Here is an 18,354-nt window from a genome sequence, read left to right as displayed (position 1 = left end):
CCTGAAACAGCGTTATATTGAGTCATCTCACAATGACGTTATCGATTGAGTAATGCTGCCGCTAAAATTCGCCAGGTCAACATACCAATAACTTGTTGCTTATCATTCTGGACGATTAAATAGCTGGCATTAGTTTTTTCCATCGTCAGTTTGGCATCATTCAAAATGGTATGATCGATAATCATATTCATTTTATGCACCATCACTTGATGTACACGTTTATTCAGTAAGCTTCTATCTGCTGCTCGTTCTGCTGCGGTATTTAAAAATGGACTGTGCCAAAAAGCTAAAACATGATTATCAACCACGCCTATTGGGTTACGATTTTTTTCAGACAATACTACTGCCACATCCATTTTAGCTTTCTTCATCATAGACTCAGCGTGTTCAAGAGTATGATATTCTTCCAAAAATACAACTGGGGCTAATGACAAACTGCTAACATACTCTTCTTCTTTGAAGTCTTCCACAGCCAAAATATCAATACATGCGTCCACAACAGCGGCATCGAAGACTTTACCTCTGCCTTTTAATAACTCTTGGGTTAACACTTCCATTCCCAGCGATGGTCGATAAGGACGATGGCTAAGAATCGAATCAGCAACGTCGGCGACAGCAATGATCTTAGCCTCAAGTATGATGTCATCCGCTTTTAATCCTTTGGGGTAACCAGAACCGTCTAAGCGCTCATGATGTTGAAGGATCATTTGCTTAATAGGCCAAGGAAACTCCACTTCATCAACGATTAACGCACCTTGCTCAGGGTGCTGTTTAACTAAGCCAAACTCAGCATCACTTAACCTTGAGGGTTTAGATAGAATCTGACTTGGAATGGCCAATTTACCGATATCGTGGATCAATGAACCCAATTTTAATCCTTCCAATACTTCAGGTGTTAAGCCCATTTTCTCGCCAATAAGATAGCTTAACTGCGCAACCGACTTTTGATGCCCCGCGGTATAAGCATCTTTTAATTCTAGCGCTTCTGAAATGGCACCAATCAACTGCACCAAAATGAGGGTCATCTTTTCTTTTTGCATTTTAATAATGCTAGATTGCCTCGACACTGCTTTCATGGTGCGTGGCAATTCGACGCTGTGCCACAAAATAGTCGCAAAAATACTTAACGATTTGGCGTCTACTTGGGTATAAGGTTTGTCACGATTGCCAACGCCGATAATGCCAACGAGTTTTTTGCGATAATGAATGGGCACACAAAGATGATTACTAAAGGCAAAAAAACCTTGTTGTTGTGTGCGGTTCTCAGAAATACTGGTTAACTCATTGTGCACCGTCGATTTACGGGTTTGGATGGTTTCTGCCCAAATACCTGAATCAGCTTTATACGTTTGTTGTTTGGCAATCGTAAAATAATCACTAACGTTTTCACTCCATGTGGTTCGCACAATTTGATTGTTTTTTTCATCAAATATATGCAGATAACCTACAGTAGATTGTGTCAATGAAAGTGCCTGTTTTAATGAAATAGCAAACACCATATCACCACTGGCATTAATCACTTCTTCGATTTGATTAAGCCAATCATCACTAGACTGAATCGCTTGATGATAATCAGGATGTAAATCTGATAACCATGCTTTATCGAGTTCGATTTCTATAAAGGTAATACACCAATGCTCGCTGCTTTCTTCTATCGGGGTAACTGTAGCTTGTAGTGCATGACCGTTGTCATCAACAAAATTGATCAGTTGTGAAGAAAGATGATTGGTAAGATCTATTTGATCATGGGTAAGCATTGAAAAAGCATTAGACAACGGTTGCTTTAGAATGGCTGATATGGGTTTTTTGACCAATTTGTATAACGGTTCACTCAGCTTAATTAATTCAAGCCTATCATTAAGAATGCCCCAACATAACCCAACTGTTTTGGGTAATTCTGAAGGTTTTAAGAAAAAATCAGCTTTTTGTAACATCCAGTTCCCCGTTCTTATTTATACAGATCTAACATATCAATACCGTTTGAATATATCACAGTAAATCTAAAAATAGACCATTAATACAGCAGCTTGCTCACAGCTATTTATTCTAAATAAGATAGCATCATTGGATTTAACGTCAAATGATGCATATCAGTACACTTTAAAACACGACTGTTTTATTACCGTACACCACAACTTGTTCATTTAATACCAATTGCAGCGCTTTACTTAATACGCTTTTTTCAACATCACGGCCATTATGAGCTAATTCTTCTGCGCTATAACTGTGATCAACTGAAATAACATCTTGTTTAATAATCGGTCCTTCATCCAAGTGATTATTCACAAAGTGTGCTGTTGCACCAATAATTTTAACACCACGATCCCATGCTTGCTTATAAGGTGATGCACCAATGAATGCTGGTAAAAAAGAATGATGAATATTAATAATTTTATCCGCAAATGCTGTTACAAACTCAGGTGTTAATACTCGCATATATTTAGCGAGTACAACAAAGTCCGGATCATAAGATTTTATCACTTTAAGCATCGCTTGCTCATGTTCTTGACGATTTAAGCCTTCATGACTGACATAATGAAATGGGATATCGAACTTTTCAGTTAATGCCTGCAACACATCATAATTGCCTACCACAGCAGCAATCTCAACATCCAAGCCACCATAATAAGATTTCATCAGAATATCGCCTAAGCAATGAGCTTCTTTTGTCACCATGACCACGATACGTTTTTTACCCATATCAACGAGTTTCATGTGATTTTGAGCTGGCAACACTTCACGTAATTCATTCAGTAAGCGTTCATCATCAAACACCCCTTCAAGCTCGGCGCGCATAAAAAATCGGCCTTGTGTGTGGTCAACAAATTCGGTGTTTTTAATAATGTTTAATTGATGAGCAAAACAGACGTTGGTGATTTTAGCTATTAACCCCTGAGCATCAGCACAATCGGTTATTAGCACTTTACGTTGTAAATTAGCTTGGGTAATAATGGTTTTATCTTGATGGCTCACGCGTACAACTCCTCTTAAAATACTGTTTTACAGTGTGCCATTTAAAAAGATTTTTAGGTGATGTTTTTAATGATAAATTCTCATAAAAGATAAATAATCTTGCTTTATATACAAAATTCTCAAATATGTATAACAAGTTAAGCAACAACTATTATGGCTTAATGGAACAACCGTTCGTACTAACGCCGAGAATCTAAATATTTTTGCAGTAATTTACGTAATGTTTCAGCCTTAGTGCCATAAACAACTTGTACACCTTTACCCATAACAACCACGCCTTTAGCACCTAAGCGCATTAATCTAGCTTTATCGATCAGATTTGCTTGATTAACACTAATACGTAAGCGTGTTAAACAAGCATTAATCTCGACAATATTCTCGCGGCCGCCCAATGCAGAAATCATTGCCCGTAAGCTCTCTTTAGGCTCAGCGGGTAAATCACTTTGCTCTAATCGGCCAGGCGTTTTTAGATTGAACGCTAAAATACTGGCCCTAAAAATTGCATAATAGATTATTGCTGTGAGCGGACCCAATATCCAAATCCACTGAGTATTAGCAGAGCGCGAAAACAATAAGGTAAAATCTACCAACCCATGAGAGAACACAATGCTGTGATGAACGTCGAGTAGAATACACACGCTATAAGCAATTCCCGTGAGTAATGCATGTACAATAAACAGAATCGGTGCGATAAACATAAAGGCAAATTCTATCGGCTCTGTCACCCCGGTTAACCAACTGGCTGTCGCCGCTGATAACATAATCCCCGCAACTCGGTTACGTTCAGACTTATCTGCACAACGCCAAATCGCTAAGGCAGCTGCAGGTAAACCCCACATTTTAATCAAATAACCACCAGCAAGATTTCCCGCCAATGGATCGCCGGCCAAATAACGAGCCACTTCACCTCGAACTACAGTCCCCTGGTTAATGTACTGTCCGACTTCAAGATAAAATGGGGCATTCCAAATGTGATGTAATCCTAACGGAATTAATAAACGTTCGACCGTGCCATAAACACCAAAAGCAATAGCGGGGTCTTGGTATACAGCCCAATCAGAAAGGAGTTCAATAATATGCGATAAGGGCGGCCAAACATGCACCAATAGGTAAGCAAGTGCCATAGACAGCGGAATGGTAATTATTGGAGCACTGCGACGTCCTTCAAAAAAGGAAAAAATAGCAGGTAATTTAACATGTTGACTAAGATTGACAGCTAAACATGTCATCGCGCCGACTAACATGCCGCCAGCGATACCAGTGTCAATTGTTTGCATGCCCCAGAGAGGACGAGATACCAGACCATAAATATTGGTCAGAGCTCCCATTGTGGATAAAAACACTCCAAAACCAAAGACGGCTGAAAATGCTGCAATGCCTTGATCACGACAAAAACCAATCGCTATCGCAACACTAAACAACAAAGGCATCATGGTAAAAACTAGATTGCCGACCGCAGAAAACACCGTATTTAATTCTGCAGGAATAAATGGTAACGGGTTAACGGTTAACCCTAACATCACCCCTGCAGCAGGCAAAATAGCAATAGGTATGAGCAGAGCCTGACTTAGGCGCTGTGCGAATTTAAACCATTGTTGCGTAAAAAAACTTACGCTGCGTTTACCGATGTGACGGCGTTGTGCCAACTGGCTATCCATGTTTTAGCTTCTATTTCGGGTTCCATTGTTTCACAGGCGTCAATTTCTAATCGTTCTGTCAGCGGTTTAGCGCCCAACTCGGTTAACAATTCATCAAATTGTTTTATCGCCCCACAAAAAGTTTCATAGCTCGAGTCGCCTAAGCCAATTAGGCTGTATTGTAATAATGGTAAATACGGTGCGCTGGATTTAAGTTCACTAAACCAAGGTGAAATATCTTCGGGTATATCCCCTTGCCCCGTGGTTGATGAAACTACAATTAATAGCTCATCTTGTGGTGGTACAAAACCAGATAATTCATTGGGTTGCCAAAGCTTAGTCGTAAAGCCTAATTTTGCAATCGCCTTAGTCACTGTTTCAGCAGTAAATTGTGCGCTACCATAAACGGTACCAAAAACAACATTGACCTTTTTCATGGTATACTTTCCTCTTAAATGTAATACGTTATAAAATACCTTGAGTCTTAGTGGCTTACCTTACTGTATTGTTTGAGTCTCTCGCAAGTGTCTTTTATTATGTAATGTAAATCGTTATGGTCAACATCGGTTGGCTCAAATGAAATAGCGTAAAAACGGAATCAAGACGATGCGACAAGTGAGCAGAAAGCGAAGACTAAAACTACAACACAAATTCGCCCACATTCGTCGTAACTATTATTTCCACATCGAACAACAGCAGCACGAACCCATACCGCATATCCCCGAATTTGAAAAGCTTAAAGCCTTGCTTGCAGACCGAATGAATTAACTTAATAACATACTTGGCATTGATGATAATTGATCATCATCCCAGCCAAATGCGTTAAAAACAGTCAACCATTCAGCTTCTAACTCAGTTTCAATATGCATTGATTGCTGAGTTACTGGGTGTACAAACTGCAAGCTTTTTGCAATCAACCACAAACGGTTAATAGTAAAATGTTCGCGAAAGAACTTATTTTGTTTACCATCGCCATGGGTTGTATCACCAACAATTGGATGACGTAAATGTGCCATATGACGACGTAATTGGTGCTTGCGGCCAGTATGAGGGCTTAATTTTACCAAGCCATAACGACTAGTTGGGTATCGACCTGAACTAAACGGTATTTCCGTATTCAATAATGGTTGATAATCCGTCACGGCATCTTGAGCAGCCTTGTTCTGGTCCACATGTTTATCGCCTAAATCATCAAACTCCTGTTTTAGGGCATAATCTAGCGTGCCAGACTCATGCATATTGCCACGAACAATGGCTAAATAATGCTTCTTAATACTATGATCAGCAAATTGCTCACATAATGCACGAGCCACCTCACTCGATTTGGCAAACAGTAATACTCCAGATGTAGGTCTATCTAGGCGGTGCACCGGAAAAACATGGCAGCCCACTAAATCACGAGTCATCTGCATCGCAAAAAATCGCTCCCTACGGGCTAAATAACTACGATGAACCAATAAACCTGCAGGCTTATGGATAGCAACTAGGTGCTCATCTTCAAATAGAATGTCGATATGGGGAGGGTGTAAGTCATCGTCTAATTCGGTATCTGCAGTAGCGTTCTCATCAATATATTCCGAGCCTATTTGTTCATATAAGTCATCGTTATCTAATGAGTATTCAGCATCGTTTTCTTTTGAGATCATGTGTTATCACTTTACTTATTATGTATTGGCCAACTCAGAATCGGCTTAGTTTGTTTTGTTATGTGGTGGCGTTTGTTGCTCGCTTAACGCTGACTGAGCAAAGTATCAAATTGTTGTAATTGAGCAATCAGAACATCCCCATAGTGCATACCTTGCCACACATGCTCAGCCATGGGCGCTAAAGCCATATTGGTCGGCAAAGGCTGTCGTTGCACAACTAACTCGGTCATCTTTGGAATAAAAATAAACTGCAACCATTGCTCAAATGCCATTACATCGCAGCTAAATGGTGCCGTACTCGTTAAAGCAGATACCGGAGGTGAGGTATCAGACCACAACTGAAATTCCTTAAGCAATTGTTCTAATTTAATTAAATAATTATGGCTGGCTAAATAAAGCATAAACATGAACGACAATATAAAGGCTAAGTCGGAGTATGATATCATTTAGCCCATTGAATACCCATCCAACTTCTTTGATTTAGTGACGACCCCATGACCGAGATAACCACCTTAAGCCAGTTTCTGACGACCGCAAATACTCAATTTCAAATATACGATTTAGGTCGTCGAGTGCAACATATCGATATGTTAGCTTTTCAGCAAATTGACTCTTTACTGGCGCCGTATCCTTATCCCATTCAAGGCCATGCGCAGTTTGCTATCGTGTTTTGGCAACAAGAGCAATTACCCTATATTTGGTTTGTAAAATTACCTTTAGATGAACAAGGTTTATTATCTCCTGCGCCTCGAACTCAGTTTATTAAAATGATTTTAGAAGCCCTGGGTCGTAATCCAACCCAAGCATTAACTGATGCACAGCAAGAACAATTAGCCAATCACCCTTTCAGCTTTAAACCTAACCAACACAAACTGGCGTTATTTAATGCATTGGTCAGGCTTCAGCTTGGTCAACCAGCATCGAGCCAATATGAATTTGCTACGCAGTATTTGTCTGGCCAAGCAGCGCAAGACACATGGCCACAACTGGGTTTACAAGGTTTAGCCGATATTTGCGTTCGCGCACATCAATTCAACCATCTTGATGACATTATAAATGCACTTGATAATGCACCTATTGAAGTGCAAGCCGCCCTTTGCCAATGCTTAGAACACATTAATATTGATAAACGCCTTGCGGAACACTTATTTAATCAATTAGAACAAGCTCAAGATCATATAAAAGTGATGTATTTAGCGGCATTAGCATCTGATGTTCAATACAGTATGACAGCGATTAACCAACTCAATGAACAACAACATTTAGACGACAACACGCTAATAACAATTGCAGCACGTAACTGGTTAGCGTTAAAAGATGATGCCACTCGTAAACACTATTTAGAAGCGCTAGCAAAACAGCCACAGCACTTCTTTAATCAAGTATTTGCTGATATCGTGGCAATACCTAGCTTACGTTCTGGATTATTAGCCGACTTAAGGCATCCTGACAGAAGCGTTCAATTAGCAACCGCGATTGGCGGATTATTTAGAGCAACCAGCCTATGATGACTGATTTTTTATTAATTGTTGCTTTAGTTGTTGTTGCTGCTTTTTTTTGGCAACTTCGACAAATGGCAGAGTTAAGCCGAACGATTACAGAGCAAGCCTGTAAAAAACAAAACGTACAACTACTCGCTATTGCGATGGAATCGGCCCGTCCAAGTATTGGTGGCAGTACTGGCATTTGTTGGAAAGCAACATTCATGTTCGAATTTAGCACCGATGGCATTAACCAATATCGAGGCCATATTTTAATGCATGGTAATCGAGCAAAAAAAATCGAATGGCCCATTTTCCCAGAACCAGAATGGATGGATGCTCCACTGGCCAGCGGTAAATTTGGCAGTTGTGGAAGCAGTAAAAGCTGTGATTCAGGTAAATGCCATTAAAGCAGTTCTACTTTTTAGGCAAAATAACTAAGAAATGATATAAAAAAACGCTATTTTTCAAAAAAATAGCGTTTTTTATTGCCCCAAAATGCAATTAAGTTTGTGGATTGTTGAGGATTTTATAATCGCTGTAGGTAACAGTTTGAACACTGTCGAGTGACTTAAAAATTGCCGCTGTACCCATTATAGTGGTTGATGTATGAGCTGGCATCACTAATCCCTCAAACACATCAAAACTTAACTCTAATTCAAATTTAGTTAAAGTAACTGAAAACGCAGGATTTATCTCGTCAGTATTTCTGATGATAATTTTACGTAAATGCTTGGATGTTTTATCCAAATAAAGCACGCCTGCTAATGCGTTATTGTCTAGCTCATCAATATTGGGTGTAAACGTAAATGACATATTATTGTCATCCTCACCGACAAAAACCAATGTCGACAAATCAATTAAATCAGAAAACGCTAATTCATAGCTAGTTTCGTCTTTATCTTCATGCAGATCTTGTTGACGCTCTCGGTATTCAGTTAAGCGCTTTTTACTAGGAGTATCACCATTTTCAGACACCAAACTCCAACGTTCAGTTTCAGGTAAGGATGCATTGAATTGTTCAATACGTGTCATGTCGGGCATCACTGTTTGCTGTGAATACTGCCAAAGCACCTTGGTACCGTCATTATTACTATTGAGATCGCTGAACGCTTGCTTAACCCATTGTTGTTGTTCTTCGCTCACGACTGCATTGGCGTTATAGCAAACGAATGAAAAACCAACCAATAGTCCAACTTTAAACCCTTTCATGCTATCTCCTTATACAATGGTGAGTTAGATGTTGTGTACTTAAATGAGGTACTCAAATGAAGTACTCAAACCCTGCACATAGGCACTTTACAATTTGACAACATAAACACCATTAGTTCCACCGATACTGAAAAAAAGCCAAAAGAAAGGCCGCGACAGTAACTGTCGCGGCCTCTTTATCTCTTGTTAAGCTTTCCAGCTATAAATGTGCTCCCTGCACCATCCATGCGTATCGCTTGCTTCCTGCTCTATCCTTGTTCAATCCTTGATGTTCCTTGTACAATTAAGTACTTTCCCTCTTACTCGATTATCCTTTTACCGAGCCTGCTCCATCCTGAGCGTGTCCTTATATCATCCATGAAATTCTTAACGTATCCTGTCGCAAATCATTTGCGTAGAATCTTGCATCCATTGCACACTATCATCCTGATAATGTTATAAAACTTGCTTAATCCGCTATTGCGTCCATTGAGCAAGCTTAACGTTTCATCCTGAAACTCAATATCGTCCGTTATTTCCATATACTTATGGTCTTCCAAGACCTCTTTACTACCTTGTAATGTTCCCGTCCTAGGAACGGGTAAATAATAATTCATTTACCTCGACGTAAACAGGTACCTCTAAATGATTAAAATATCTCACAGATAACACGAAATAAAATAATCTATTAAATCAATTGGTTGAGCACCATGGAGAAATACCACCCCATAATTAGGTGATTTGGCTCACATGCTTTGTGAGATATATCTCACAAAGCGTCAGGCAGAAAAGGTAAGCGCCAAGTTAACTATTAACATTAGATAAACATCGGCAACTAACAAACAGCTCAAATTCCGACGCGAACTAGCAAATTCGGTTTGATCTTAATTGACGTAATCTGAAAAAGTTCAGCTTAGTGGCATATCTGTTAATTACATTGAATAGAGCTATTGTTGAGAGTTTTTGTATTGAACCATTCTGGCGATAAACATTGAGATGCGCTGCATTTGTTATCAGCCGTCAATACCTAATAACATGTTAATTCGCCCAATAGTCCACGCGATGTCACTTTTGAGTAAGAGTAATATTTAACCTTTACACGTAACACAACCACAAGCGCTTACTGATTTAACACTTAATGCTTACTTTTATGACTTTAACTTAAACAAGAGTTAAATAGCGACTCATTGAAAAGTATAAATAAAGCTTATCGACTATAACTTCATTACAGAACATAAGTTAATTGTTAATCAAGCAAACATTCTTGCTCGATTAACAATAAATGGACTAGGGTATGTGCTTATCGTTCAGACACTAACAACTTACGACCTTCTTGAGCACTGTCAATGCCGAGTTCAATAAGTCTCATGACCAAAAGAGCCTGCTCTGCTGTTACTGGATTTGGGCTGCCAAGACAAATCGCATCGCGGATGCCTTCATAATATGCTTGATAATTACCTGGAGTAGTTATGATGTCTTGCTCGATAATCGCGCCTTTGTGTTTCAGCGATAATTTGCATGAAAGTGGATCGTTCCCCCATCCCGGAATTCCAGGCTGCTGACCTGACTTAAGCGCATTTTCCTGCGTATCAAGACCAAACTTAGTAAAACTGCCACTAGTGCCATGCACGGTCATACGTGGGCCAGGGTTAGCAACCAATGCACTACCATGAAGAATTACCCGCATTTCGTCATATCCCAGCACAGCATGAAACCAGTCGTCTGCGACTGCTCCATCACGTTGTCGGGCAAGGTCTAACCACATTGTTTTTGGTGTACCGAACAACTGCAGTGCCTGATCGAGTAAATGCGAGCCCAAGTCAAACCACAAACCTCCGCCTAGAGCTGCCGACTCACGCCAGCGCGTTTGAACTTCAGGCCTATAGCGGTCAAAGTGTGATTCAAAATGTGTCACACGGCCTAGTGAACCTTCCCGCAGCACCTTCTGTAACGTCAGAAAATCGGAATCCCAACGGCGATTATGAAATACTGATAGCTGTCGATCACATTGATGAGCGAGCTTAATAAGCTCTTTACCTTCATCGGTAGTGAGGGTGAACGGCTTATCCAAGACGACGTGCTTTCCGGCAGCTAGCGCTGCTGCCGCTAGTGGAAAATGCGTCTCGTTGGGAGTGGGAATAACCACCAAATCGATATCAGCACAGGAAAATAACTCTCCGGGGGATGAGAACACAGGCAAATCAGGTTGGTCTATATGCACCTTTGCCGGATTGCTGGAGGATATTGCGGCGAGTTGCAGGCCCGGTACAGCCTTAATCAATGGTGCATGAAACGTTTTTGCGGCATAGCCGTAACTAACAATGCCTGTTTTGAGTATCTTTGTCATAAACTAATTCCTAACATGGACGGCAAAATATAATATTCGTCAATACCTAAAAAAGCGGCTTTATTTTGTGAATTTACCTTACACAACGATTTGCAGCTGGACGATTTAAATTATAGAAAATGAACCATCATTATTTTTATAAATCGATTTCTAACCAGCCAGATACGACTAAATAAAGTATTGTACTTAATAAAGCTTCAGGCTGAAATTGGCGGGGCCGTAACATCGGAATTTTAGCGTTAGAACACAACTTGATCTACTCACAACTGTATCTACTAACTACTGTATTAACGTGAGTGTCGATTAACACACCCAGGGCTTTGCAAAACATATTGTGAAGTAAAATTTATTCACCACGATTTTAGTAAAATCAGTAAGGGTTCGCTGATGTTAGGATCGTTGGCTCAAACATGGCATGTAGCAAAATGAGTTAGTAGTTTATCAAGCTTGCTTAAGCTCTTTTTGCGACTGCAATCGCACAACTAAAATTCCAGAAATTTTTACGCCAGAAAGCAAAAAGGCACAACCTTAAGTTATAAGGTTGTGCCCGTTAACACTTTTGTCAGCAATCCGGCTGAAAGTTTGCTCCCTGCACCATCCATGTAAACATGCTTCCTGCAGTCCTTTTCCCTGTTCTCATTTCCTTGTCTATTTGTGTAACGCAAACAAACGCATGAGTTTCATTCCGTTGAACAGCCTATCCATTGGCTGAGCGATAAATCTATTCAATCCGTTGAATTTTCCCAGCTGCATCCTGCAGCTTTATCCTTTTTGTCCTTGTGTCGACTATTTACTGTCTTCACCCATCCTTGATTCGGCTATCCATTTGCCGAGCTTATGCCCTAATCCGTGAGCGTGTCCTAGTATCATCCTTAATATTCTTAAGCATCATTAGTCTTATTTCTCATCCTAAGAAAACCAACTGATGACCCGCTTTCGATAACTACATTCTAGCCAAAATAAACGCCGATAAAAGTCACTCAACTCCATTTAAATAAACATCCCACATGTCTGCAAAACGTTAAAGAAGCGTAACCAGCTGATTTTAAAGGGTTAAAAACAATTTATAACGTTAAACACTGACAGCTTTAGATAAGATCCCTTACACACTTGTAGGATATTGCTTACAAAAGCGTGAGCAAGTTAATACTTCCAGGGTTATTTGCGCCATAAACGCCTTATCATTTGGCCAAACATTACCCAATCTGCCCATAAGCTGTATAGCGGATAAGTGAATGTTGCGGGGCGATTTTTTTCAAATATAAAATGCCCTAACCATGCAAAACCATAACTTACTACCGGCAACCATAATAACTGCCACCAATGTTGGTTAATCAAAGTGTTAATAATGATCACTAAAATAATGCTACTGCCAATGTAATGCAGTCTTCGACAAACGGGATCTTGATGTTGCGACAGATAAAATGGATAAAACTCTGCAAATGAAGAATAACGCTTAGGTTCCATTACTCACTCCTTATTAACAACTCGCTAATGGCATGCTCTGTTAGGGTTAGATTATTCTCAGTTTAGGCGCTAGGCCTTGCTGTAAAACAATATTTCGCCGTCAACATTGCCAATACTAACAGTGGCAATGCTGGTAAACTCTTGTTTAACGAACGCCTGATGGTGCGAAGGATTACTCACAAATACCCCGATGCCATCAAGCCCAGGTTGCTCATCACACCAACTCAATACCGCTTGAATTAATCTGGCACCATAGCCTTTGTGCTGTTCATTGGGGGATAACGCAATAAATTGTAAAACCCCGCATTTTTGCGAAGGAAGATGTTCTAAAATGCAGGTTTCTTTTTGCATTAATCCTTGAGTTGATTTCCATCCTGTTCCCAGCATCATTTTAAAACGCCAATGCCAATAACGCCCCTCCCCCAAAGGTACTTGTTGCGTGATCACACAGGCAACTCCGATTAAACGGTCGCCGTCAAATAGGCCAATCAAAGGTTGTTCTTGTTGCCATAACTCGTTTAACTCTTCACGAATCGCAGCTCGAAGTTTTTGTTCATATTGTTGATTGTCATGTTGGCCAAGTACTTCGATAAAATAGGGATCATCATGATAAGCGTTATAAAGTATTGAAGCCGCCACTCGTAAGTCTTCTGCCGTCAAATACACTGCACGTAAAGTTTCCAAGGTGTTATTGTCCATTATTATTCCTTGTTGATGAACTCGCTAAACTTAACTTAACAAGTTTGAAACATTGTACAAGTTTTGTTTACCCATTTTACTTTTTAGCGGCAGTGAGTGTCAGTTGTTTGCTATTTATCTCATCAAGACGGATACTAAAATTGTTTATCTAACCATCATAAGGAATGCGTCAAATGGACACTACATCAAATGATTTAAGTCACTTATTTAAGCAATTAGGGTTACCTCATGATCAAGAGGGAATCGACGACTTTGTTATCCAAAACAAACTTGCTAAACACACATTGATTATTGATGCTGATTGCTGGAATCCAGGTCAAAAAGCATTTTTAAAAGAGGCATTATTAGAAGACGCCCAATGGTCAGAAGTGATTGACCAATTGGACGTGATGATGCGAGCTAAATTGTAATTAACGCTTAATGTCTGATAACGTCACTCGGCAATTAGTGTTGTCTATAGGCTGTGTCGCCCCAGCCCACTAAGACGTCATCTCTGAACACAATTGGCGTGCATTCATCTTTGGTTGTTTTACCATCTCCTTCAGCCCATTGGGTACGATAAAACAACACTTTGATGGATTGTTCTGCATTATTTTGAGTCGACTTAGTATAAGCTTCACTAAAATCAGCAGTTCCCATTAAAGTTGTCACTTGATCACTGCTCATTCCCATAGACAATTTGCTCAACAGGTCACGATTTTTATCTTGTTGCACTTGCCAATAATCAGCACTTTTACCCGATTCATGGTCACCGACACTGATAACACAACCACTTAATCCTAGTGATGTCGCGCCAATTAATGCCGCTGCGATAAGTTTTAATTTCATGTTGCATCCTTTTTGTTAAAATAAAATCCACATTGTATTTACAGATCCTTTAAGCCAAAATCGTGCCATAAAATAATGCACTGATTTATATAGCTTTATGTTTTAACTCAACAAGAATTAGTTAATCTCACTATATGGAATTAAGGAATTAAACCAACAATGAGTCCAATTGAACAAGTGCTTGCCGCAGCAAAATCGATTGCTAACAATGGGCATACGCCCAGCTTGGCCCTGATAAAAAGCCGTTTAGGCAATAGCATCCCAATGCCTACCCTTATCCAAGGTTTACAACAATTTAAGGCATTGCCTAAATCTGAGTGGCAACATTTACCGGAATTAACAGACATTCCATCAATAGCCGACGTCCCATCACATGACCAACCCGATCTTGCTCAAGTGATCCAACAGGTTATAACCCTACAGCAACACATTGCTCAGCTAACCCAACGAGTTACTGAGTTAGAGCACCAAGCACAAAATAATATGGCTCAAAGCAACATAATCAATAATAAGGCTGACCAATAGATGTTTGTCACCGAACTACGCTTTGAATGTTTTGCCGATACGACTATTGAGACGGTAGAGAAAGCCATTAACGCTTTTCTTGAAGCCTTACGAGCTAATGGACAAATTTTAGGACGTGAATTTGCGGTCGCATTTAATGATGGTGAATTTAGAGTTCGTCTGCTGCTACCTGAAAAAACCAGCTTAGCAAACCGTCACAGTAGCCCATGGGTAAAAGTGACCTTAGCAGGCTTAACCGCAGCCAAACTATTGGCCCCTAGAGAAAAGTTTATCGGCCAAGACATTAATTCAGAAGCTAGTAATACCGACACGCCTTCATGGCAACTGCTGTATACCAGTTATGTGCACATGTGTTCGCCACTGCGTAATGGTGACAATCTATTACCGATCCCTCTTTATCAACTGCCTGCTACTTTCAATGGCGATCATAAGCGCATCATAAAATGGCAAACAGAATGGCAAGCATGCGATGAACTGCAAATGGCCGCAGCCACTAAAGCAGAGTTTGCAGCTTTGGATGAGATAACTCGGACGGACAGTGACCTGTTTAGACGCGGTTGGGATTTACGTGGCCGGATAGAATATCTAACTAATATCCCCACCTATTATTACTTATACCGTGTGGGCGGCGAATCATTGCAAGCAGAGTTATCTCGCCCCTGCCCACGCTGCGGCGCTGAAGATTGGAAGCTAGATGAACCACTTTTAGACATGTTTCACTTTCGCTGCGAGCCTTGCCGTATTGTGTCTAATTTGTCTTGGGATCATCAATAAATGGAATTGTGCCATTGAGTTATCAGCAGATTATTTCCTACTACAAAGATTGTTATAAGGAAGATAGCGCCTCCATCAATCTTTGGAATGTGAACAAGTTTAAACAAGAAGATCGTCTCATTCTTGAGGGGCAAGATGAACTAGGTACAGGTTTTTTACCTCGTTTACCTATCCCGCAAGAATTTGCCGAGCCAATGCTTAAACGAGTGGCGATGTATCAAAGGGAAAGAATACTGCTGTACGCACGATTTCTATTTGTCGGTAAAGTAACCATAAAAGGTGAGCTCAAAACGGTTGTCTCGCCGCTACTGTTTAATGAAGCCACCATTGAACAACAAAACAATAGTTTCTATTTTTCGGCCCAAGCTGAAGACACTGAAATCAATGAAGCCCTGCTGCTGCAATTGCTACCAGAAGATAATGAGCTATCACAACAGCTCATTAATGAAGACGTACATTCACCGTCGTTTTGGACGTCATTCTTTAATCACAATCACATAGACATTCATTCGCTTGAATTACTGAACTATCCAAAACTTGCCGAACACCAAGACATTAAAAAAGCGTTAACCCAAAAAACACCCCGTTTGTTACCTATTTCGATGCTACTTTTTGTTGAGCGGTCTTCGAGCAGTCGTGGTGTTCTTCACGAATTAGAAAGTATCATTAACGCCAATGAACAATCGGCTCCCATTTGTAAGCTGTTTAACCAAACGTTTGAAAAACGGGCTGTAAGACTCAGAGAGCCGATACTTAAATATGACTTTTTACCGGGGTTATTATCTACGCCACAAAAGAAAGTTATTCATATCGCTGCCAATGCCGATTTAGGCTGCGTGTCTGGTCCGCCAGGAACGGGCAAGAGCTACACCATAGCGGCTGTTGCTGCCGAACATATGGCGCGCGGTGAGTCGGTGCTTATTGTGGCCAATAATGACGTAGCCCTTGATGTGATTGCAGCTAAATTGGCGAGTAATTTTAACTTGGGCGAAGTGTCTATTCGCGCAGGACAAAAAGCATTTTTAAAACAATTAAAAGATTATACCGCGGACTTACTCGCAGGATACTTTAGCGATGACTTAAGCCAAAACCCGCAAGCATGTGAAGACGAACTGAATAAGCTGCAACGATTACTGATAAAACTGGAAAAACGTTTCCTGGCGTTCAGTCGCAGGTCTATTAGCCGTGGGTTGCACCTACATAAACTTCAAGCACAACAATCAACATGGCTAAAACGGGTTTATTTGTTTTTTACCCAAGGGTCAATAAACCAATGGCATCGACAATGGGATGCGTTAAACACTATCAACAAGCACACTGTCACGCGGGAAACACTGGCAGCTGAATATCTTAACGCATTAAAAAAGAATAACTTAACCACTTTAGTTAATCAGCACCGTAAATCGCTACAGGCCTTTAACCAAGCTATTCGCAGTAGAACGTCTAGTAAACAACTTGCGTTATTTGAAAAAATAGAATACGCCACATTATTTGCCGCGTTTCCCATCTGGCTCGCCAGCTTAAACAGCCTACACAGAGTATTGCCACTTAATCGTGAGATGTTTGATTTAGTGATTATTGACGAGGCAACACAGTGCAATATTAGCAGTTGCTTACCTGCGCTATACCGTGCAAAACGTGTATTGATTGTTGGCGATACTAAGCAATTAAAGCACTATTCCTTTTTAGCCAGAAGCAAACAAACTCAATTGCTTGCCAAAAATAATGTGCCCGAAAGCAGCCCAGGTGCCATCAGTTATCGAGATAATTCCATCTTAGATTTAGCGTTAAAAACGTTAACTAGCGCGCAAGAGTTGGCCTTTTTAGATGAACACTTTAGAAGTAAGCCTGAGCTTATTCATTTTAGTAACCAGTCTTTTTATCAATCTAAATTAAAAATCATGCAACATCGCCCCTGCACCAGTTCAGGCCATTTGCACCTTCATCGTATAGCCGGCACTCGTGATGCATCTGGCGTTAACCCACAAGAAGCACAGAGTTTATTAGCAGAGATCCAACATCAAATAACACAAGATGCCCAAACAGGCATCACTCATAGTATTGGGATTATCTCGCCTTTTAGCGCACAGGCTGAATATATCGCCACATTGATTGAGCAGAAGATCCCTCAAACAGATGTCATTAAACACAGCATACGCGCAGCCACGCCGTTTGGGTTTCAAGGCGAAGAACGGGATATCATGCTGATTTCATTTGCGATTGATAACGACAGTAAACGTGCGGCTGCGTATTTAAATAAAGCGGATGTGTTTAACGTCACCATTACCAGGGCACGTCAAAAACAGTTGATATATTTGTCTATTGACGACTCGTTATTACCAGAACACAACCTGTTACGCCAATATGTTACTTCTATAACAACCTTTAATGCCAAACACAGCATGACCACCGAGATAGACACATTTCAACAAGAGATCATTGAGGTATTAGCAAGGTACAAGGTAGATACTTGGGCAGGATATACCATTGCCGGCACCGAAATAGATCTATTGTGTCGTTATGCAGAAAAATACCTTGCTGTTGATCTTATTGGTTTTCCTGGGCCTTGGGCTAACTTTTTTGAGCTAACAACCTACAAATTATTTAAACGGGCTGGCGTTGAAGTATTGCCCATAAGCTACGGATTGTGGATTGTTGATAAACAAGCGTGCATAGATAAAATCACTCAAACACTAGAGTGTGGAATCAATAATATCAGCGAAGCATAAAGGAGGATGTTACGAGGAAGATGAGTGTTTGAATATTCGTGTTTGAATGCTCGTGTT

17 protein-coding genes are annotated in these 18,354 nt (G+C 40.4%); 6 read left to right on the top strand and 11 right to left on the bottom strand.

Going from position 1 to position 18,354, the window contains the following annotated elements; genetic code table 11:
- Positions 1 to 38: 38 nt before the first annotated feature.
- The 6 genes from SFRI_RS06515 to SFRI_RS06490 all read right to left on the bottom strand — a co-directional run bounded on the left by SFRI_RS06515 (position 39) and on the right by SFRI_RS06490 (position 6,702).
- Positions 39 to 1,934, bottom strand: coding sequence for an HD domain-containing phosphohydrolase (locus SFRI_RS06515; protein ID WP_011636740.1), 1,896 nt, complete (start codon positions 1,932 to 1,934; stop codon positions 39 to 41).
- 166 nt (positions 1,935 to 2,100) lie between these two features.
- Positions 2,101 to 2,973, bottom strand: a complete 873-nt coding sequence (gene purU, locus SFRI_RS06510; protein ID WP_011636739.1) for a formyltetrahydrofolate deformylase — start codon at positions 2,971 to 2,973, stop codon at positions 2,101 to 2,103.
- 179 nt (positions 2,974 to 3,152) lie between these two features.
- Positions 3,153 to 4,631, bottom strand: coding sequence for a PTS transporter subunit EIIC (locus SFRI_RS06505; RefSeq protein WP_011636738.1), 1,479 nt, complete (start codon positions 4,629 to 4,631; stop codon positions 3,153 to 3,155).
- Complete coding sequence (locus SFRI_RS06500; protein ID WP_011636737.1) at positions 4,583 to 5,047, bottom strand: flavodoxin; 465 nt, start codon at positions 5,045 to 5,047, stop codon at positions 4,583 to 4,585. The genes SFRI_RS06505 and SFRI_RS06500 overlap by 49 nt, the downstream gene beginning before the upstream one ends.
- Before the next feature lie 327 nt (positions 5,048 to 5,374).
- The gene (truC, locus tag SFRI_RS06495) at positions 5,375 to 6,256 is read right to left on the bottom strand and encodes a tRNA pseudouridine(65) synthase TruC (protein ID WP_011636736.1); all 882 of its coding nucleotides are present in this window, start codon (positions 6,254 to 6,256) and stop codon (positions 5,375 to 5,377) included.
- Between the two features lie 83 nt (positions 6,257 to 6,339).
- Complete coding sequence (locus SFRI_RS06490; protein ID WP_011636735.1) at positions 6,340 to 6,702, bottom strand: YqcC family protein; 363 nt, start codon at positions 6,700 to 6,702, stop codon at positions 6,340 to 6,342.
- Positions 6,703 to 6,750: 48 nt separating this feature from the next.
- Between SFRI_RS06490 and SFRI_RS06485 the strand changes: the two genes are divergently transcribed.
- Positions 6,751 to 7,764 (top strand): DUF3549 family protein, encoded by a 1,014-nt coding sequence (locus SFRI_RS06485; protein WP_011636734.1) that lies wholly within the window; start codon positions 6,751 to 6,753, stop codon positions 7,762 to 7,764.
- A complete protein-coding gene (locus SFRI_RS06480; protein ID WP_011636733.1) occupies positions 7,761 to 8,147 on the top strand; it encodes a DUF3301 domain-containing protein in 387 nt (128 codons plus the stop codon). The genes SFRI_RS06485 and SFRI_RS06480 overlap by 4 nt, the downstream gene beginning before the upstream one ends.
- Positions 8,148 to 8,241: 94 nt before the next feature.
- Here SFRI_RS06480 and SFRI_RS06475 read toward each other — a convergent pair whose 3' ends face one another.
- From SFRI_RS06475 to SFRI_RS06460, 4 genes are all read right to left on the bottom strand, one after another.
- On the bottom strand, positions 8,242 to 8,949 hold the full coding sequence (locus tag SFRI_RS06475; protein ID WP_011636732.1) for a hypothetical protein: 708 nt from the start codon (positions 8,947 to 8,949) through the stop codon (positions 8,242 to 8,244).
- 1,279 nt (positions 8,950 to 10,228) lie between these two features.
- Positions 10,229 to 11,275 (bottom strand): oxidoreductase, encoded by a 1,047-nt coding sequence (locus SFRI_RS06470; protein WP_011636731.1) that lies wholly within the window; start codon positions 11,273 to 11,275, stop codon positions 10,229 to 10,231.
- A gap of 1,158 nt (positions 11,276 to 12,433) precedes the next feature.
- The gene (locus SFRI_RS06465) at positions 12,434 to 12,742 is read right to left on the bottom strand and encodes an Mpo1-like protein (protein ID WP_011636730.1); all 309 of its coding nucleotides are present in this window, start codon (positions 12,740 to 12,742) and stop codon (positions 12,434 to 12,436) included.
- Positions 12,743 to 12,811: 69 nt separating this feature from the next.
- Positions 12,812 to 13,441, bottom strand: coding sequence for a GNAT family N-acetyltransferase (locus SFRI_RS06460; protein WP_011636729.1), 630 nt, complete (start codon positions 13,439 to 13,441; stop codon positions 12,812 to 12,814).
- Positions 13,442 to 13,614: 173 nt separating this feature from the next.
- Here SFRI_RS06460 and SFRI_RS06455 point away from each other — a divergent pair, with 173 nt between their 5' ends.
- Positions 13,615 to 13,851, top strand: a complete 237-nt coding sequence (locus SFRI_RS06455; RefSeq protein ID WP_011636728.1) for a DUF2789 domain-containing protein — start codon at positions 13,615 to 13,617, stop codon at positions 13,849 to 13,851.
- Positions 13,852 to 13,885: 34 nt separating this feature from the next.
- Here SFRI_RS06455 and SFRI_RS06450 read toward each other — a convergent pair whose 3' ends face one another.
- On the bottom strand, positions 13,886 to 14,269 hold the full coding sequence (locus tag SFRI_RS06450) for a DUF3192 domain-containing protein (RefSeq protein ID WP_011636727.1): 384 nt from the start codon (positions 14,267 to 14,269) through the stop codon (positions 13,886 to 13,888).
- 159 nt (positions 14,270 to 14,428) lie between these two features.
- Here SFRI_RS06450 and SFRI_RS06445 point away from each other — a divergent pair, with 159 nt between their 5' ends.
- The 3 genes from SFRI_RS06445 (at position 14,429) to SFRI_RS06435 (ending at position 18,297) form a co-directional block, all read left to right on the top strand.
- Positions 14,429 to 14,794, top strand: coding sequence for a hypothetical protein (locus SFRI_RS06445; protein WP_011636726.1), 366 nt, complete (start codon positions 14,429 to 14,431; stop codon positions 14,792 to 14,794).
- Positions 14,795 to 15,568 (top strand): Zn-ribbon-containing protein, encoded by a 774-nt coding sequence (locus tag SFRI_RS06440; RefSeq protein ID WP_011636725.1) that lies wholly within the window; start codon positions 14,795 to 14,797, stop codon positions 15,566 to 15,568.
- A gap of 89 nt (positions 15,569 to 15,657) precedes the next feature.
- The gene (locus SFRI_RS06435; protein ID WP_244262858.1) at positions 15,658 to 18,297 is read left to right on the top strand and encodes a DEAD/DEAH box helicase; all 2,640 of its coding nucleotides are present in this window, start codon (positions 15,658 to 15,660) and stop codon (positions 18,295 to 18,297) included.
- Positions 18,298 to 18,354 lie beyond the last annotated feature (57 nt).

Origin of the sequence: Shewanella frigidimarina NCIMB 400 (assembly GCF_000014705.1) — a bacterium.
GTDB lineage: Bacteria > Pseudomonadota > Gammaproteobacteria > Enterobacterales > Shewanellaceae > Shewanella > Shewanella frigidimarina.
The sequence above is the reverse complement of the archived record's forward strand: the minus strand, read 5'-3'. Positions and strand labels throughout refer to the sequence as shown.

What these genes read in the sequence shown, in the direction of transcription:
- SFRI_RS06515 (WP_011636740.1), bottom strand. Translation starts at nt 1,934, where the DNA reads ATGTTACAAAAAGCTGATTTTTTCTTAAAACCTTCAGAATTACCCAAA.
- SFRI_RS06505 (WP_011636738.1), bottom strand. Translation starts at nt 4,631, where the DNA reads ATGGATAGCCAGTTGGCACAACGCCGTCACATCGGTAAACGCAGCGTA.
- SFRI_RS06500 (WP_011636737.1), bottom strand. Translation starts at nt 5,047, where the DNA reads ATGAAAAAGGTCAATGTTGTTTTTGGTACCGTTTATGGTAGCGCACAA.
- truC (WP_011636736.1), bottom strand. Translation starts at nt 6,256, where the DNA reads ATGATCTCAAAAGAAAACGATGCTGAATACTCATTAGATAACGATGAC.
- SFRI_RS06490 (WP_011636735.1), bottom strand. Translation starts at nt 6,702, where the DNA reads ATGATATCATACTCCGACTTAGCCTTTATATTGTCGTTCATGTTTATG.
- SFRI_RS06485 (WP_011636734.1), top strand. Translation starts at nt 6,751, where the DNA reads ATGACCGAGATAACCACCTTAAGCCAGTTTCTGACGACCGCAAATACT.
- SFRI_RS06480 (WP_011636733.1), top strand. Translation starts at nt 7,761, where the DNA reads ATGATGACTGATTTTTTATTAATTGTTGCTTTAGTTGTTGTTGCTGCT.
- SFRI_RS06475 (WP_011636732.1), bottom strand. Translation starts at nt 8,949, where the DNA reads ATGAAAGGGTTTAAAGTTGGACTATTGGTTGGTTTTTCATTCGTTTGC.
- SFRI_RS06470 (WP_011636731.1), bottom strand. Translation starts at nt 11,275, where the DNA reads ATGACAAAGATACTCAAAACAGGCATTGTTAGTTACGGCTATGCCGCA.
- SFRI_RS06465 (WP_011636730.1), bottom strand. Translation starts at nt 12,742, where the DNA reads ATGGAACCTAAGCGTTATTCTTCATTTGCAGAGTTTTATCCATTTTAT.
- SFRI_RS06460 (WP_011636729.1), bottom strand. Translation starts at nt 13,441, where the DNA reads ATGGACAATAACACCTTGGAAACTTTACGTGCAGTGTATTTGACGGCA.
- SFRI_RS06455 (WP_011636728.1), top strand. Translation starts at nt 13,615, where the DNA reads ATGGACACTACATCAAATGATTTAAGTCACTTATTTAAGCAATTAGGG.
- SFRI_RS06450 (WP_011636727.1), bottom strand. Translation starts at nt 14,269, where the DNA reads ATGAAATTAAAACTTATCGCAGCGGCATTAATTGGCGCGACATCACTA.
- SFRI_RS06445 (WP_011636726.1), top strand. Translation starts at nt 14,429, where the DNA reads ATGAGTCCAATTGAACAAGTGCTTGCCGCAGCAAAATCGATTGCTAAC.
- SFRI_RS06440 (WP_011636725.1), top strand. Translation starts at nt 14,795, where the DNA reads ATGTTTGTCACCGAACTACGCTTTGAATGTTTTGCCGATACGACTATT.